This is a genomic window from Mesorhizobium sp. B2-6-4 (genome assembly GCF_006441495.1).
Lineage (GTDB): Bacteria > Pseudomonadota > Alphaproteobacteria > Rhizobiales > Rhizobiaceae > Mesorhizobium.
On record NZ_VFUE01000029.1, the window covers coordinates 24,760 to 41,203 of the forward strand.

A 16,444-nucleotide genomic window follows, 5' to 3' on the forward strand; every position below is an offset into this window, starting at 1 on the left:
CCAGAGAGGGGTTTCATGCACAGCGCCCACACGTCCATTGGCGGCGTCAGCCGCGACCGCATTGCCGCATTGCGGGATACCGAAGGCGCCAGCTTCCGCAAGGCGCGGCCGAAATCGCAGGCCAAGGCCGGCAACGGCCTGCCCGGCTTCTTCGGTGGCGTGCCGATGCACTGGATGAACGACTGGCCGACGCCGTTTCCGATCCTGGTCGAGAGCGCCAAAGGCGCTACGATCACCGACATCGACGGCAACAGGCTCGACGATTTCTGCCTCGGCGACACCGGATCGATGTTCGGCCATTCGCCGCCGGCGATAGCGCGCGCCATCCGCCGGCAGGCCGGACGCGGCCTGACATACATGCTGCCTTCGGAAGATGCGCTCGCCATTGGACCGCTGCTGCAACAGCGCTTCGGCCTGCCGTTCTGGCAGATCGCCACGACGGCGACCGATGCCAACCGCTTCGCGCTGCGCGTTGCCCGCGCCGTCACCGGGCGAGAAAAGATATTGGTTTTCAACGGCTGTTATCACGGCTCTGTCGACGAGACGATGGTGCGGCTGATCGACGGCAAGCCGGCCAACCGGCCCGGATTGGCCGGAGAATTCCGCGACCTGACCCGCACGGCCAAGGTCATCGAGTTCAACGACGTTGCCGCGCTGGAGGCAGCGCTCAGGGACAAGGATGTCGCCTGCGTCATCGCCGAACCGGTGCTGACCAATTCCTGCATGGTGCTGGCCGATCCCGGTTTCCACGAGGCGCTGCGAAAGCTGACCCGCGCGGCCGGCACGCTGCTTCTGATCGACGAGACGCATACGATCTCGACCGGACCGGGCGGCTATTCCGCGAAATACGGGCTGGAGCCGGACCTGTTCGTGCTAGGCAAGCCGATCGCCGGTGGTGTACCGGCAAGCGTATGGGGCATGAGCGAAGAGGTCGCCTCGCGCTACGCCGACTACAACAGGACGAAAGAGCCGGGTTATTCCGGCATGGGCACGACGCTCTCGGCCAATCCTCTGCAGTTTGCCGCGATGCGCGCCGCGCTCGAAGAAGTGATGACGGCCGAGAACTACGACCGCATGGATCATCTGGCGCGGCGGCTCGATGCCGGGCTGACCACGGTCATCGACCGCTACCGCCTGCCATGGCATGTCGCCCGCGTCGGCGCCCGCGTCGAATTCATCTGCGCGCCGGGCCCGCTGCGCAATGGGGCGGAGGCGGAGGCCGCGCACGCGCCGGAACTCGAAGCCGCCATCCATGTCGCGCTGGTCAATCGCGGCGTGCTTATCGCGCCCTTCCACAATATGATGCTGATCTCTCCGGCGACCACTGGCGCCCAGGTCAACCGGCTGATCACCGCCTTCGGCGCAGTTGCGGCGGAGCTTGCGGCATGAGACAAGCCACCCAACAGACAGGCGCGCAAGCCAGGCCGGGCTCCATCATGACTTCACCTTCGGGCTCGACGCCCACCGAGGCGCAGGCCTTTCTCGACGCCCATCCTGAGATCGAAGCCTTCGATATCGTGCTGACCGATGCCAACGGCGTCGGCCGTGGCAAGATCGTGCGCCGGCACGAGCTGAAAGCCATCTTCGAAGGCGGCCGGCACATGCCGATCTCGATCCTCGGCCTCGACATCACCGGCGAGGACGTGCACGAGACCGGGCTGATCTGGACCACCGGCGACGGCGATCTGCGCGCCTGGCCGATTCCTGGCACGCTGGTGCCGCTCCACGGGACCAACCCGCCGCGCGGCCAGGTGCTGATGGCGATGTATCATCTCGACGGCGCGCCGATGTCATCGGACCCGCGGCTGGCGCTGGCAAGGCAGGTCGACATATTGGCGTCCAAGGGGCTGTACCCGGCCGGCGCCTTCGAGCTCGAATTTTTTCTCCTCGCCAATGAGCGCGACAGCGACGGCAAGGTGCAGCCGGCGCACGCCGTGCTGGATGGCCGCGTCTCGGGCAAGACCGAGGTCTACTCGGTCGACCATCTGCACGGCATGGAGCCGCTGTTTACCGACATCTATGCCGCGGCCAAGGCACAGGGCATTCCGGCCGAGACCGTGATTTCCGAATATGCGCCCGGCCAGTACGAATTGACGCTGAACTACCGCAAGGATGTGATGCGGGCGGCCGACGACCTCGTCATGCTGAAGCGGCTGGTTCGGGCGCAGGCGCGACGCCATGGCGTCACGGCTTGCTTCATGGCCAAACCGATCGAGAAATATGCCGGCTCCGGCATGCATTTCCACGTCTCGCTGCAGGACAAGGCCGGCCGAAACGTTTTTTCGGAGGCCGGTGGCGAGAGTTGGTCGCTGCCACTGCTGCGCGGGCTGGGCGGCCTGATCCAGACCATGGCGGAATCGATGCTGGTGTTTGCGCCGCACGCCAATTCCTGGCGGCGCTTCGTCTCCCAATCCTATGCACCGGTGGCGCCGACCTGGGGCGTCAACAACCGGTCGGTGGCGCTGCGCGTGCCGGCGGGCGACGCCAGGAACCGGCGCATCGAGCATCGGCCGTCGGGCGTCGACGCCAACCCCTATCTGATCGCGGCAACCGTGCTTGCCGGCATCGTCAAAGGGCTCGACGAAGGCCTCGACCCCGGCCCCGAGACGACCGGAAACGGCTATGAGGCGGCGGTGACGCGCACGACCATGCCGGTCGACTGGCGCGCGGCGATCGAGGCGGCCAGAGCGTCCAGCTTCCTCAAAGCCGCGCTTGGCGAAGACCTGCACCGCACCTTCGTGGCGATCAAGCAGTCCGAATACCTGCGCGTGGCGCGCACGGTCAGCGAGCTGGACTATCACCTCTATCTGCACGAGGTCTGAGCCCTCGGAGGAACCATCGCCCTTCCCGTCCATTTCAGTGTCAGAACCGACAGGACAGGATGATGGCGACCACAGGCCAAACGCATGAAGCGAAGAGGCCGGCCAGGCGCATTTCCGGGCCGTCCGACGAGCCACTGCCAGATGTCACCTCGATCTCGGAGCTGCGTGAGGTAGCGAAGGCTTGCCACCGCTGCCCGCTGTGGCGCGATGCGACGCAGACCGTGTTCGGCGAAGGGCCTGACGGCGCCAAGGTGATTTTCGTCGGCGAGCAGCCCGGCGATCAGGAAGATCTCGCCGGCGCTCCCTTCGTTGGCCCGGCCGGCAGGGTGTTCGACGCCATACTGGAAGACGCCGGGGTCGACCGCCAGAAAGTCTACGTCACCAATGCGGTCAAGCACTTCAAGTTCGAGCCGCGCGGCAAGCGTCGCATTCATTCCAAGCCGAACGCCGGCGAGATTCAGGCGTGCCGCTGGTGGCTCGACCAGGAATTCGGACTGATCAAACCGAACCTTGCCGTGGCGCTTGGCGCAACGGCGGCATTGTCGCTGCTCGGCAAGGCGGTTCCGGTGACGAAGATGCGCGGCCAGGCGATCGAGCGGGAAGATGGCATGCGTGTGTTCATCACCATCCATCCCTCCTTCATCCTGCGCATCCGTGACCGTGCGGACAAGGAGGCCGAGCGAGAACGGTTCCTTGACGACATGAAGCAGGTGAAGCGGCTGATGGCTGCCTGATCCAAACGATTAGCGAATCAGAATGGCCCTGAGATCGTTGACATTGGTGCCGGTCGGACCGGGCACGAACAGATCGCCGACCGCGTTGAAAGCCGTCCAGGCATTGTTGCCTGCCAGCATCGCCTTGGCGTCGATGCCGGCCGCGCGCATGCGCGAGACCGTTGAACCATCGGCGAAGGCGCCGGCATTGTCCTCAGAGCCGTCGATGCCGTCGGTGTCGGCGGCCAGGGCGTGAATGCCCTTCACATCATTGATGCCGATGGCGAAGGCGAGCAGGAATTCGGAGTTGCGGCCGCCTTTCCCCTTGGCACGCAGCGTCACCGTGGTCTCGCCGCCGGACAGGATCAGCACCGGCTTTGAGAAAGGCCGATTGCGTGTCGCTACTTCGCGCGCGATGGCCGCGTGAACCCCGCCCACCTCGCGGGCTTCGCCTTCGATGGCATCCGAGAGAATGACAGCTTCGATGCCCTGTCGGCTCGCTTCCGCTGCGGCTGCTTCGAGCGACACGCCGGCGGAGGCGATCAGATGCACCTCGTTGCGCGAAAAGCGCTCATCCCCGGGAACTGGTGCATCGGCGGCCGGTGAATTGATATGCGCCATGACCGAGGCCGGCAGGTTCATGCCGTAGGCTGATATCGACGCCAGCGCATCCGCCCGGCTGCCGGTGTCGGGAACGGTCGGGCCGGATGCGACCAGCGCCGGATTGTCACCGGGAATATCGGAGACAACCAGCGACACCATTTTGGCCGGCCAGGCGGCGGCGGCCAGCCGGCCTCCCTTGATGGTGGAAAGATGCTTGCGGATGGTGTTCATCGCCGCGATCGGCGCGCCCGACGCCAGCAGCGCCTCGTTGACGGCGATCTCGTCGGCCAATGTCAGGCCGGTTGCCGGTGACGGCAGCAGCGCCGAACCGCCGCCGGAAATCAGCGCCACCACCAGATCGTCGGCGGTCAGCCCTTGCACCTTCCCGAGCAGCCGCCGCGAAGCCTCGAGCCCGGCGGCGTCCGGCACCGGATGCGCCGCCTCGATGATCTCAATGCGCTCACATTTCGCGCCATAGCCGTAGCGGGTGACGACCAGTCCTTCGATCGGACCGTCCCACGCTTTCTCGAAGGCCGCCGCCATCTGCGCCGAGCCTTTGCCGGCGCCGATCACGATGGTGCGGCCCCTGGGCCTGGCCGGCAAATGATCGCGGATGGTCTTTTCCGGATCGGCGGCGGCGACGGCCGCGTCGAAGATTGAAACGAGAAAGGATTTGGGGTCGAACAAGGTCATCCTTTGGCGCCATCGGCGTCTTTCGAATTGAGCAACCGTCGGCGCTGCCCCTCACCCTCTCCCCGTAAAGAGACGGAGAGAGGGGGTCGCCGGCGCTGGTGCGCATCCCTTCTCCCCGTCACTATACGGGGAGAAGGTGCCGTCAGGCGGATGAGGGGCGGCGTCAACGTCACGATTTTTCCTCGGGCGGCAGCGAAAACTCGCGCTTGTCGATGCCCAAATGACTACACAGCGCATCGACCACCACGCCGTGATCCTCGCGCTCCGGCAACCCGGAGACGGCGATGACGCCGATGACCCCGACACCCTTGACCGTGACGGGAAAGCCGCCGCCGGCCAGCACGTAGTCGGCAATATCCAGGCCCTCGCCGATCTTGAAAGTGCGGTCGGGGCGCTGCTGTTCCAGCACCATGCGGTAAGTGCTTTTCAGGAACCGCTTGACGACGTTGATCTTGCGCCGCGCCCAGTCGGGATTGGAAGCGTTCGAGCCCGGCATGGCGGCGTAGAACAGCGGCCGGTCGAAGGTCCTGATGTCGACTATGACCGGGAGATTCTCGGTGAGCGCCCTGTCGCGGATCGCGGACCCGATACTGAACGCGACTGCCTCGTCGAAGGCGGGAAAGACAAGGACTTCCTCCTGTCTCTTGATCAGAGCGATGTCTTCGGCAACGGCCATGTCGTTCCCCTTTCAACGTCGCCGCACGCTTTGACGGATGGTTGCCGCTGGGTCAAGCCCGGGTCAAGCAAGGAACGCGCCGTCACGTTCTAAATTGCCAAATCGGTTTTTGCCGGCCGACCCGCCACATAGACCTCGCGCACGGCGCGATCATCGCCCAGCGTCTGCAAGAGAAAGAGTTCCTGCGCCAGCGTCTCGACGGTCTCCATCCTGAGCCGCATCGACGACGTCGCCCTGGCGTCCAGCACGACGATATCGGCATCGGTGCCTTCCTCCAGCGTGCCGATCCTTTGCGCCACCGACAGCGCCTCGGCGTTGCCGCGCGTGACCTGCCAGAAGGACTGGAACGGGTTCAGCTTCTCGCCGTTCAGCGCGATCACCTTGTAGCCCTCGTCCATGGTGCGCAGCATGGAATAGTTGGTGCCGCCACCGACATCGGTGGCGGCGGCGATGCGGAGGGCTTTATCGCGGGTGCGGTAGCGCTGATAATCGAACAGGCCGGAGCCGAGGAACAGGTTCGAGGTCGGGCAGAACACGGCTACGGAGCCGCTGTCCGAAAGCGCGTCCGCCTCCCGCTCCGACAGATGGATGCAATGGCCGAGCAGGCTCTTTCTCCCCAACAGCCCGTAATGCTCGTAGACGTCGGTGTAATCGCGCGACCACGGATAAAGCTCCTGCGTGAAGGCGATCTCGGCATGGTTTTCCGACAGATGCGTCTGGATGTGCAGGTCGGGGTATTCGCGGCACAGCGCGCCGGCCATCTCCATTTGCTCCGGCGACGAGGTGATCGCAAAGCGAGGTGTGATGGCGTAAAGCTGCCGGCCCTTGCCGTGCCACTCGCTGATCAGCGCCTTGCTGTCGTCATAGCCCGATTGCGGCGTGTCGAGCACGCCATCGGGCGCGTTGCGATCCATCATCACCTTGCCGGCAATGTTGAGCATGTTGCGATCATGCGACTCGGCGAAGAAAGCTTCTGCGGAGGCCTTGTGCACGGAACAGTAGGCGGCAACCGTCGTGGTGCCGTGGCGCACCATCTCGTCGAGGAATAGCCGCGCGACGCGCCGGCCATGCTGCGCATTGGCGAACTTCGTCTCCTCCGGGAAAGTGTAGGCGTTCAGCCAGTCGAGCAGTTCGGCGCCGTAGGAGGCGATGATCTGCATCTGCGGGAAATGCACATGGGCATCGATGAAGCCCGGCAGCAGCAGATGCGGCCGGTGATCAATCCTTCTCGCTGTCTCGCCTGCCTGCCTTTCAACATCGACGTAAGCGCCCGCGGCGACGATCCTGCCGTCGCGGATCAGCAGGCCGCCATCCTCCTCGTAGCGCCAGGCGGAATGATCATCGATGCTTTCAGGCCAGCGCGCGAAGGACAGCGTGCGGCCACGCAGAAGCGTCGATGTCATGCTTATTTCCCCGCGCCTTCGAACCAGGCCACCAGCAGTGCCCGCTCCTTGTCTGTGATCTGGCTGACATTGGCGGGCGGCATGGCATGGCTGCGGCCGGCCTGCAGATAGATCTCGCGGGCATGCTCGGCGATGTTGACGTCGGTATCCAGCATCACGCCCTTGGGCGCATGGTAGATGCCCTCATAGACCGGCTCCTGGGCATGGCACATCGAGCAGCGGCCGAGCACGGTGTCGCGCACGGCCGCGAAATGGGCCGAGGCGACATAGACTTGCGCCGAGGCGGACGCCTTTGGTTCGCCGGTCAACACCTTCGGCACGGTGGACAACCAGACGATGATGAGGAACAGGACAAGGGCGCCCAGCCAGGTCCAGTGCGGGTTGCCGGCGCGCTTGTGCACGGTGTTGAAGTAGTGGCGGATCAACACGCCGATGATGAACACCAGGGAGGCGATGATCCAGTTGAACTCAGTGCCGAACGCCAGCGGGTAATGGTTCGACAGCATCAGAAACAGCACCGGCAGCGTCAGGTAATTGTTATGGAGCGAGCGCTGCTTGGCGATCTTGCCGTATTTCGGATCCGGCTTGCGGCCGGCGATGAGGTCGGCGACGACAATCTTCTGGTTGGGGATGATGACCATGAAGACATTGGCCGACATGATCGTGGCGGTGATGGCGCCCAGATGCAGGAAAGCGGCGCGGCCGGTGAACAGATGGGTCAGTCCCCAGGCGATGAACACCAGCACGCAGTAGAGCACCAGCATCAGGCCTGTATCGCTTTTGCCCAGCGGCGAACGGCAGAGCAGGTCATAAACCACCCAGCCGACGCCGATCGTCGCCATCGACAGGACGATCCCGACCGGCACAGACATCGGCAGCACGTTGGGATCGATCAGGAACAGGTCGGCCCCGGCATAGTAGACCACGCACAGCATGGCGAAGCCGGACAGCCAGGTGGCGTAGGATTCCCATTTGAACCAGGTGAGGTGTTCCGGCATCTCGGCCGGCGCGACCAGGTATTTCTGGATGTGATAGAAGCCGCCGCCATGCACCTGCCACTCCTCGCCGAAGGCGCCGACAGGCATGCCCGGTCGCTGGCGCAAACCGAGATCAAGCGCGACGAAATAGAAGGACGAGCCGATCCAGGCGATGCCGGTGATGACGTGCAGCCAGCGCACGGCAAAGCTCAGCCAGTCCCAGAAAATAGCGAAATCCATCATTGAAGTCGTCCCTGCCGATGAAGCGACTTTACGGTGTGGCGCGCAAACGGAAAGAGGCGAGGTGTGCGATGACTTTCAAAAAAAATTGGAAAATACTAGGTTGCTCGCACACAGCTTGATTGAAAGCCCCTGAACCGCATGGCCTATCTCGACAACATCGCCGTCTTCGTCCGCGTGGTCGAGCTCGGCAATCTGTCGGCGGCCGGGCGCGACATGCGCATTTCGCCGGCGGTTGCTTCCAACCGAATCAAGGAGCTGGAGAAGCACCTTGGTGTGCGGCTGTTCAACCGCACGACACGACAATTGATGCCGACCGAGCATGGCACGGTGTTCTACACCGGCGCCAAGCAGGTGCTGGAAGCGATCACCGAGGCGGAGGCCGCGGTTTCGGCCCTTTCCGGTCAGCCGCGCGGCACCATCCGCGTGACCGCGCCGCTCGGCCTCGGCCGCCGCCTGGTCGCCTCGGGTATTCCCGATTTCCACGACAAATATCCTGATATCGAAGTGCGGCTGAGGCTCTCGGATCACAATGTCGATATCATGAAAGAGGGCATCGACGTCGCCTTCCGACTCGGTATCATCGAAGATTCCAGCCTCAGGATGCGCGGCATCATGGAATGCGAGCGGGTGCTGGTGGCGGCACCCAAATATCTGGAGGCGCGCGGAGAGCCGGCCGAGCCGCAGGAACTGATCAGCAGGAAGCACGATTGCCTGATGCTGCGCTATTCCGGCGCGCGCGAATATGTCTGGACCTTGCAGACGCCGAACGGACCGCAGAAATTCGAGGTGCACGGGCCCTATGATACGGACGATGGCGACGTGCTGACCGGCTGGGCGCTGTCGGGGCGCGGCATCATCAACAAGCCGCGCTTCGAGGTCGAGCCGTTCATCCGCGACCGGCGGCTGAGGATCATCCTGGCCGGCACGCCGCCGACGCCGGTGCAGTTCGCCGCCGTCTATCCGCACAAGAAGCTGCAGGACCCGAAGGTGCGCCTGCTGCTGGATTTCATGGCCGAGCGCTGCCAGCGGCTGATCAAGGACATACTGGTCGGCAAGTGAGCGGCTCCTGGCCCAGTCGCAAGGGTTGCCTTGCGCGAAGGCGAACTTAGGTTCGCGGATGCCGCCTCATGGCCGATGGGCTTTGCGCCGACTGACGAGCTAGCCACAATGCATCTCACCGTTTCGCTCAACATTGCCTCCACGGCCGGGCAGGCCGGCGCGCTCACCTTCAGCGACTTGGCCGGCTTCGCGCAGCGGGCGGAAGCGGCCGGGCTGGACATGATTGTTCTCGACGATGCGCCGCCGGGCAGGGCCGGGTCGGGCAACCCGTTCGAAGCGACGACCCTGCTTGCCGCACTGGCGACCGTGACGAGCAGGATCGGGCTGGTCGCCACCGCGTCGATGGTTGCCCACCAGCCCTACAATCTGGCGCGCCGGTTCGCCTCGCTCGATATCATCAGCCACGGTCGCGCCGGATGGAACGCAACGATGGCGCAGGCGCCGAGCGAGGCGGCCAATTTCAGCCGGCCGGATGGATTTTCCAGCGACGAGTTTCGCCGCCGCTCCGAGGAATACATCGGCATCGTCCAGGGCTTGTGGAATGGCTGGGAGGCGGACGCGCTGTTGTTCGACAAAGACAGCGGCCGCTTTCACGATCCCGGAAAAATGCACCAACTCGACCACAAGGGCGAATTCTTCGCCGTGCGCGGACCGCTGAACGTGGCGCGCTCGCCGCAGGATACGCCGGTTCTGGTCCTGTCCGGCCTGGCGGCAGGCGACCTCGACATTGCCGCGCGCACAGCCGATGTCATCCTGCTGGACGAAAGGCAGGCAGCGCGGCGCAGGGCACGCCATGACGAATTCAGGCGCCGCGTTTCCGCGTCCGGGCGCGAACCGGATGCCGTGAGAATATTGGCTGACATATCCCTCGCCGCCAACGGCGTCGCCGGGCTGGCCGACAGGATGGAGGAAGAATTCCGGGCGAACAATTGCGACGGATTCAACATCCGGCTGTCCGCGCACATTTCAGCGCTCGACGATTTCACCAATCGCGTTCTGCCGGAGCTGCGGCGGCGCGGCGTGATTCGACAGAGCTATGGGGGCACAACGCTGCGCTCGCATCTGGGACTCAGCGGCGGAGGCGACCGATGACCCCGCGCCAGATAAAGCTCGGCGCCTTTCTGTGGGCGACGGGCCACCATATCGCCGCCTGGCGGCATCCCCAGGCCCATGTGAAGGCCGGGATCGACATCGATCATTACGTCGCGCTGGCGCGCACGGCGGAAGCGGCGAAATTCGACCTGTTGTTCTGCGAGGATGCGGCCGGCCTGCGCGAAGCCGATGTCAGCATCGCCAGCCAGACCTCGCGTTCGATCGGCTTCGAGCCGATCAGCCTGCTTTCCGCACTCGCTGTCCAGACCAGCCGCATCGGCCTCGTCTCCACGGCTTCGACCAGCTACAACGAGCCTTACGGGCTGGCACGAACCTTCCTTTCGCTCGACCAGCTGAGCGGCGGGCGCGCCGGCTGGAACTTGGTCACGTCGGCCAGCCCGATCGAGGCCGCCAACTTCGGCGCAACGGGTCTCAAACCCCACGCCGATCGTTATGAACGGGCACGAGAATTCGCCGAAGTCGTCACCAGGCTTTGGCACGGCAAGCTCGGCGCCTCCGGCCATGACGGCCAGAGCTTTTCGGTGTGCGATCCACTCGATTTGCCGCGTTCGCCGCAGGGCGCCCCGGTCATGGTTCAGGCCGGCGCCTCGGATGTCGGCCGCGATCTCGCCGCTCGCACCGCCGATGTGGTGTTCACCGCCGCGCAGACTTTCGCGGAAGCGAAGGCTTTCTACGACGATCTCAAGGGCCGTCTGGCGGCCTATGGACGCGAACCGGACGACATCAAGATCATGCCCGGCGTCGCCCCGGTGGTGGCGGAAACCGAAGCGGAAGCGCGGGCGAAATACGAGGAGCTGCAGGAGCTGATCCCCGATGACGTCGGCGTAGCGCTGCTGTCCAGCTATCTCAGCATCTCCGATCTTCGGCGCTATCCGCTCGACGGGCCGCTGCCCGAATTGCCGGAGAGCGAAGGCATGAAAAGCCGGCAGGCCCTGGTCATCGAGCAATCGCGCCGCGACGGCCTTTCCATCCGCCAGCTTGCCCGCCATTTCGCTGGCGCACGCGGCCATTGGCGCATCGTCGGGACCGCGGTGCAGATCGCAGACGAACTCCAGGCCCGGTTCGAGGGCGGTGCGGCGGACGGCTTCAACGTCATGCCGTCATATTTCCCCGGCGAACTCGATGCCTTCGCCACCCTGGTCGTGCCGGAGCTGCAGCGGCGCGGCCTGTTTCGTAGGGATTATGAGGGCCGCACACTGCGCGATCATCTGGGCTTGAAGCAACCGGTATAGCCGCGACGTGACCTTACCCGGCCAACGTCCTATCATGCGGCATCTGACGTCCGGCATTTGACGCGGCGCCGTGATTGACCAGCGCCGTCATGATCTCGGCGGCCGCTAGCGCGGCAATGACGGATGGGCGCTTGTCTTTCACGGCGTCACCGCCAATTGGGGAAACGAGGCGGGCAAACTGCGCTTCCGTACCCTCCGCCGATTTCAGCAACCAGTTCCTGAACGTCGCTTTCTTGGTCTTCGAGCCGATCATGCCGACATAGGCGGTGTCGCCACGCTTCAGGGCTTCGGCGACAATCAGGAAGTCCAGCGCATGATCATGGGTGAGGATGGCGAAGGCGCTGCCTGCAGGCGCGTTGCGCACCTCGGCTTCAGGCATCGGGGTCAGCCGCGTCTCGACGGCTTCCGGCATTCCGTCTAGCGCGTCGGCCCGTGTTTCGATGACAACGGCACGCACAGGGAGAAGCGCTACCGCGGAGGCCAGCGCCTGCCCGACGTGGCCGCCGCCGAAGATGTAGACATAAGGCAGTTCAGCCTGCTCGATTTCCGCGGCCGAAATCAGCTCCTGCGCCAACGTCGCATCGACGAGGCGGATCGACACCTCGACGCGCCCGCCGCAGCATTGGCCGATCTCCGGACCGAGCGCCACGTCGAGGATCACGCGGGCGTCGGGGCGGGTCTCTTCACCCTCCCCGTTGTGGATAGGGTTGGACGACGTCGTCGTCGAGGGATCTGTGAACGCCGCTCCCCCGCCCCGTTTCGCTGACGCCGCTTCGCGGCGTCCGCTCGCCGACCCTCCCCGCAAGGAGGAGGGTAAAGAGCCCAGCATCTGCCGTGCCTTGTCGATGGCCATATATTCCAGTTGGCCGCCGCCGATCGTGCCCGATGTCGCTGCTTGCGAGACGAGCATGAAGGCGCCCTTCTCGCGCGGCGTCGAGCCCTTCGTCGCCGCGACCTCGACGAGCGCGACCCGGCCGGTTTGGCCAAGAAAGGCTTTCAGGCTTTGCACAGTCGTGTTCATTTTTTACATTCCCTGTCGGGAAATATAGGCCTTTTCGGCCTGTTTTGCACGTTTTGCCGGAGTCAGGTCTTCGCCTCTTTCTTCAGCCGCTCGATCGCCATCAGCACGCGTTCCGGTGTCGCAGGCGCATCGAGACGTGGACAGATCCTGTGGTCGGCGACGCTTGCCACCGCGTCGGACAGGGCATGCAGCACCGACATGCCGAGCGGGAAGGGCGGCTCGCCGACCGCCTTGGAGCGATGGATCGTCGGCTCACCGGCCTCCGGCCAATCGGCCAGTGTCACGTTGAAGATCTTGGGCCGGTCCGACGCCAGCGGGATCTTATAGGTCGAGGGCGCATGCGTGCGCAGCCGGCCCTTGTCATCCCACCACAGTTCCTCGGTCGTCAGCCAGCCCATGCCCTGGATAAAGCCGCCCTCGACCTGGCCGAGGTCGATGGCGCGGTTCAGCGAGCGGCCCGTCTCGTGCAGGATGTCGGTGCGTTCGACCATGTATTCGCCGGTCAGCGTGTCGACCGAGACTTCCGAGCAGGAGGCGCCATAGGCGAAATAATAGAAAGGACGGCCCTCGCCCTTGTCGCGGTCCCAGTGGATCTTCGGCGTCTTGTAAAAGCCGGCCGCCGAAAGCTGGATGCGGGCCATATAGGCCTGCTTGACGAGGTCGGCGAAAGGTATCTCCTGGTTGCCGATTCGCACCCTGTTGGGCAGGAACAGCACCTGGTCGCGTGGCACCTGGTATTTCTCGGCGGCGAAATCGGTCAGCCGGTCCTTGATCTGGCGGGCGCCATTCTGCGCCGCCATTCCATTGAGGTCGGTGCCGGACGACGCGGCGGTGGCCGAGGTGTTCGGCACCTTGCCGGTGGTCGTCGCGGTGATCTTCACCTGGTCGAGATCGATCTGGAACTCTTGCGCCACCACTTGCGCCACCTTGACGTTGAGGCCCTGCCCCATCTCGGTGCCGCCATGGTTCAGATGCACCGAACCGTCGGTGTAGACATGCACCAGCGCGCCGGCCTGGTTGTAATGCGTGGCGGTAAACGAGATGCCGAATTTGACCGGCGTCAGTGCGAGGCCTCGCTTGATGAAGCGGCTGTTGTTGTTGAAGGCCGAGATTTCGCGCCGGCGCCTTGCATAGCTGGCGCTTTCTTCCAGTTCCGCGACGATGCGGTGGATGATGTTGTCCTCGACCGCCTGGTGGTAGGGCGTGACGTTGCGGTCGGCGGTTCCATAGAAATTCCGCTTGCGGATCTCAAGCGGGTCCTTGCCGACGGCAAACGCCACCTCGTCGATGATACGCTCGGCGCCGACCATGCCTTGAGGGCCGCCGAAACCGCGAAAGGCGGTGTTCGAGACCGTGTTGGTGTAGAGCGGCGCCGACTGTGCATGCACAGCCGGCCAGAAATAGGTATTGTCGCAGTGGAACAGCGCGCGGTCGGTGACCGGCCCGGAAAGGTCCGCAGAAAAGCCGCAGCGCGCCGCGAACATGAAGTTGACGCCGAGAATATTGCCCTCATCGTCGAAGCCGGCCTCGTAGTCGATGAGGAAATCGTGCCGCTTGCCGGTGGCGATCATGTCGTCATCGCGATCGGGCCGGATTTTCACTGCCCGATGATGCTTCTTGGCGGCGATCGCGGCCAGCGCTGCAAACTGGTTGCCCTGCGTTTCCTTGCCGCCGAAGCCGCCCCCCATGCGACGCATTTCCACGGTAATGGCGTTGCTCGGCACGCCGAGTGCATGACCAACCATGTGCTGGACTTCGCTCGGATGCTGCGTCGAGGAATAGATGGTGACGTCCTGATCCTCGCCGGGAACCGCCATCGCGATATGCCCTTCGAGGTAGAAATGCTCCTGGCCGCCGACGCGCATTTTTCCTTTTAGCCGGCGGGGGGCCTGACGGATCGCAGCAGCCGCGTCGCCGCGTTTCAGCGTCAGAGGCGGCGTGACGAGTTTGTCCCTGGTCGGATCAAGCGTGCCGATGTCGGTGACGAAAGGCAATTCCTCGTATTCGACCCTTGCCAGCCTGGTGGCGCGCCGCGCCTGCTCGCGCGTCTCGGCAATCACGCAAAAGATCGGCTGGCCGAAAAACTGTACCTCGCCGTCGGCGAGTACCGGCTCGTCATGGCGCCCGGTCGGCGAAATGTCGTTCTCGCCCGGCACATCCTTTGCCGTGAGCACGTCGATCACGCCGGGGGCGGCGCGCGCCGCCGACAGGTCCATTTTGGCGATGGTGGCATGCGTGGCCGTGGCCAAACCGAGGCAGCCATGCAGCGTGCCCGCCGGTTCGGGCATATCATCGATGTAAACGGCGCTGCCGCTGACATGCTTGTGCGCGGAATCATGGCGCTGGTCTGTGGCGACGCCGCCGACGATCTTTTCGGCCTTTAAATTGGCGCTGGCGTGCTTGTTCATCATGCCGCCTCGTTGCGCGACACCTGGAACGGTGCCCTGGTGCCGGTGGTTTCGACAAAGAAACGCAGCAACAAGTTTTTCGCCGCCAAAGCCCGATATTCAGCGCTTGCCCGCATGTCGGTGAGCGGCGTGAAATCCGTTGGGTATTCGGTCATCGCCGCCTCGACTGTTTCTTCGGTCCAGGGTTTGCCGAGCAGAGCTTTCTCGACCGCCGCAGCCCGCTTCGGCGTCGCCGCCATGCCGCCATAGGCGATGCGGATATCGGCCACGGTGCCGTCCCTGGCCAAGGTCAGAAAAAACGCGCCGAGGGCGGCGGTGATATCCTCGTCGCGGCGCTTGGTGATCTTGTAGACGCCGAACTTCGTTTCGTTTGCCGGAACCGGCACATGCACGGCCTCGACGAACTCGCCGGCCTGCCGGTCCTGCTTGCCATAGGCGATGAAGAAATCCTCGAGCGGGATCGTGCGCCGCTTGCTTCCACGGCGCAGCGTCAGCCGCGCGCCGAGCGCGATGAATGGCGGCGGTGTGTCGCCGATCGGCGAGCCATTGGCGATGTTGCCGCCGATCGTGCCCATGTTGCGCACCTGTTCGCCGCCGATGCGATCGAACAATGGCCCGAGCGCCGGGATGCGTTTCGACAGCATCGCGAAGGCATCGGAATAGGTGACGCCGGCGCCGATCGAGATCACGTCCTTGTCCTCGGCAATGGCGCACAGCCCGTCGAGATTGCCGATGAAGATGACAGGCGAAATATCGCGCATGTGCTTGGTCACCCAGAGACCGACATCGGTCGAGCCGGCGACGATGGTGGCGCCCGGTTCCTTGTCGAGCACGGCGGCGAAATCGTCAACGTCAGCCGGCACGACGAGCCGCGCCTTGCCGGCGCCGATCTCGATCCGTGCGCCGTCGCCCATCGCCTCGAGTCTGGCCATGATCGACTGACGCTCCAGCGCCAGCGGATCCTTCTGTGCTTTGCCGTAGCTGGAGATGGCGCGAGCCGCGCGCATGATCGCCTCATAGCCGGTGCAGCGGCAGAGATTGCCCTGCAAGGCCTTTTCGATGGCCGCGTCCGACGGTTCCGGTGATTTCATCCACAAGCCGTAAAGCGACATGACGAAACCTGGCGTGCAGAAGCCGCATTGCGAACCGTGGAAATCCACCATCGCCTGCTGCACCGGGTGCAACTGGCCCGGCGTTCCACGGAGATGCTCGACCGTCACGACATGGGTGCCGTCCAACGAACCCAGAAAGCGGATGCAGGCGTTGACACTTTCATAGACCAGTTCGCCGGCGGAAAGCCTGCCGACCAGCACGGTACAGGCGCCGCAATCGCCCTCTGCGCAGCCTTCCTTGGTGCCGCGCAGCGATCGGTCGAGCCGCAGCCAGTCGAGCAAGGTCGCGTCAGGCGCCACGGATGACAGCACGACATCCCTGCCGTTGAGGATAAAACGAATATCGTTACGGATCTTGACCTCGGCCAC

General features: G+C 64.3%; 13 protein-coding genes. 6 read left to right on the forward strand and 7 right to left on the reverse strand.

Features of this window, described 5'->3' with window-relative positions:
* Nucleotides 1–15: 15 nt before the first annotated feature.
* The 3 genes from FJ426_RS28655 to FJ426_RS28665 are packed head-to-tail and all read left to right on the forward strand — an operon-like array spanning nt 16 to nt 3,556.
* Nucleotides 16–1,389 carry an aspartate aminotransferase family protein gene (locus FJ426_RS28655; RefSeq protein ID WP_140558757.1) on the forward strand — a complete coding sequence of 458 codons (1,374 nt, stop codon included), beginning with the start codon at nt 16–18 and terminating at the stop codon, nt 1,387–1,389.
* 47 nt (nt 1,390–1,436) lie between these two features.
* A complete protein-coding gene (locus tag FJ426_RS28660) occupies nt 1,437–2,822 on the forward strand; it encodes a glutamine synthetase family protein (RefSeq protein WP_140559814.1) in 1,386 nt (461 codons plus the stop codon).
* On the forward strand, nt 2,819–3,556 hold the full coding sequence (locus FJ426_RS28665) for a UdgX family uracil-DNA binding protein (RefSeq protein ID WP_281405505.1): 738 nt from the start codon (nt 2,819–2,821) through the stop codon (nt 3,554–3,556). The genes FJ426_RS28660 and FJ426_RS28665 overlap by 4 nt, the downstream gene beginning before the upstream one ends.
* A 9-nt stretch (nt 3,557–3,565) precedes the next feature.
* Here the strand turns inward: FJ426_RS28665 and FJ426_RS28670 are convergent, their stop codons facing one another.
* The 4 genes from FJ426_RS28670 to FJ426_RS28685 form a co-directional block, all read right to left on the reverse strand.
* Nucleotides 3,566–4,831 carry a glycerate kinase gene (locus FJ426_RS28670; protein WP_140559788.1) on the reverse strand — a complete coding sequence of 422 codons (1,266 nt, stop codon included), beginning with the start codon at nt 4,829–4,831 and terminating at the stop codon, nt 3,566–3,568.
* 169 nt (nt 4,832–5,000) lie between these two features.
* A complete protein-coding gene (locus tag FJ426_RS28675) occupies nt 5,001–5,507 on the reverse strand; it encodes a heme-degrading domain-containing protein (RefSeq protein WP_140559789.1) in 507 nt (168 codons plus the stop codon).
* Nucleotides 5,508–5,596: 89 nt separating this feature from the next.
* A complete protein-coding gene (gene guaD, locus FJ426_RS28680; protein WP_140559790.1) occupies nt 5,597–6,910 on the reverse strand; it encodes a guanine deaminase in 1,314 nt (437 codons plus the stop codon).
* A 2-nt stretch (nt 6,911–6,912) separates the two neighbouring features.
* Nucleotides 6,913–8,130 (reverse strand): urate hydroxylase PuuD, encoded by a 1,218-nt coding sequence (locus tag FJ426_RS28685; RefSeq protein WP_140559791.1) that lies wholly within the window; start codon nt 8,128–8,130, stop codon nt 6,913–6,915.
* Between the two features lie 138 nt (nt 8,131–8,268).
* Here FJ426_RS28685 and FJ426_RS28690 point away from each other — a divergent pair, with 138 nt between their 5' ends.
* From FJ426_RS28690 to FJ426_RS28700, 3 genes are all read left to right on the forward strand, one after another.
* The gene (locus FJ426_RS28690) at nt 8,269–9,189 is read left to right on the forward strand and encodes a LysR family transcriptional regulator (RefSeq protein WP_140558761.1); all 921 of its coding nucleotides are present in this window, start codon (nt 8,269–8,271) and stop codon (nt 9,187–9,189) included.
* Nucleotides 9,190–9,297: 108 nt separating this feature from the next.
* Entirely contained in the window at nt 9,298–10,281 is a 984-nt protein-coding gene (locus FJ426_RS28695; RefSeq protein WP_140559792.1) for an LLM class flavin-dependent oxidoreductase, read from the forward strand.
* Nucleotides 10,278–11,534, forward strand: a complete 1,257-nt coding sequence (locus FJ426_RS28700; RefSeq protein ID WP_140559793.1) for an LLM class flavin-dependent oxidoreductase — start codon at nt 10,278–10,280, stop codon at nt 11,532–11,534. The genes FJ426_RS28695 and FJ426_RS28700 overlap by 4 nt, the downstream gene beginning before the upstream one ends.
* 13 nt (nt 11,535–11,547) lie before the next feature.
* Here the strand turns inward: FJ426_RS28700 and xdhC are convergent, their stop codons facing one another.
* From xdhC to xdhA, 3 genes are all read right to left on the reverse strand, one after another.
* Nucleotides 11,548–12,555 (reverse strand): xanthine dehydrogenase accessory protein XdhC, encoded by a 1,008-nt coding sequence (gene xdhC / locus FJ426_RS28705; protein ID WP_140825665.1) that lies wholly within the window; start codon nt 12,553–12,555, stop codon nt 11,548–11,550.
* 62 nt (nt 12,556–12,617) lie between these two features.
* Nucleotides 12,618–14,963, reverse strand: a complete 2,346-nt coding sequence (gene xdhB / locus FJ426_RS28710; protein WP_140559815.1) for a xanthine dehydrogenase molybdopterin binding subunit — start codon at nt 14,961–14,963, stop codon at nt 12,618–12,620.
* Entirely contained in the window at nt 14,963–16,444 is a 1,482-nt protein-coding gene (gene xdhA, locus FJ426_RS28715) for a xanthine dehydrogenase small subunit (protein ID WP_140559795.1), read from the reverse strand. The genes xdhB and xdhA overlap by 1 nt, the downstream gene beginning before the upstream one ends.

What these genes read in the sequence shown, in the direction of transcription:
- FJ426_RS28655 (WP_140558757.1), top strand. Translation starts at nt 16, where the DNA reads ATGCACAGCGCCCACACGTCCATTGGCGGCGTCAGCCGCGACCGCATT.
- FJ426_RS28660 (WP_140559814.1), top strand. Translation starts at nt 1,437, where the DNA reads ATGACTTCACCTTCGGGCTCGACGCCCACCGAGGCGCAGGCCTTTCTC.
- FJ426_RS28670 (WP_140559788.1), bottom strand. Translation starts at nt 4,831, where the DNA reads ATGACCTTGTTCGACCCCAAATCCTTTCTCGTTTCAATCTTCGACGCG.
- FJ426_RS28675 (WP_140559789.1), bottom strand. Translation starts at nt 5,507, where the DNA reads ATGGCCGTTGCCGAAGACATCGCTCTGATCAAGAGACAGGAGGAAGTC.
- guaD (WP_140559790.1), bottom strand. Translation starts at nt 6,910, where the DNA reads ATGACATCGACGCTTCTGCGTGGCCGCACGCTGTCCTTCGCGCGCTGG.
- FJ426_RS28685 (WP_140559791.1), bottom strand. Translation starts at nt 8,130, where the DNA reads ATGATGGATTTCGCTATTTTCTGGGACTGGCTGAGCTTTGCCGTGCGC.
- FJ426_RS28690 (WP_140558761.1), top strand. Translation starts at nt 8,269, where the DNA reads ATGGCCTATCTCGACAACATCGCCGTCTTCGTCCGCGTGGTCGAGCTC.
- FJ426_RS28695 (WP_140559792.1), top strand. Translation starts at nt 9,298, where the DNA reads ATGCATCTCACCGTTTCGCTCAACATTGCCTCCACGGCCGGGCAGGCC.
- FJ426_RS28700 (WP_140559793.1), top strand. Translation starts at nt 10,278, where the DNA reads ATGACCCCGCGCCAGATAAAGCTCGGCGCCTTTCTGTGGGCGACGGGC.
- xdhC (WP_140825665.1), bottom strand. Translation starts at nt 12,555, where the DNA reads ATGAACACGACTGTGCAAAGCCTGAAAGCCTTTCTTGGCCAAACCGGC.
- xdhB (WP_140559815.1), bottom strand. Translation starts at nt 14,963, where the DNA reads ATGAACAAGCACGCCAGCGCCAATTTAAAGGCCGAAAAGATCGTCGGC.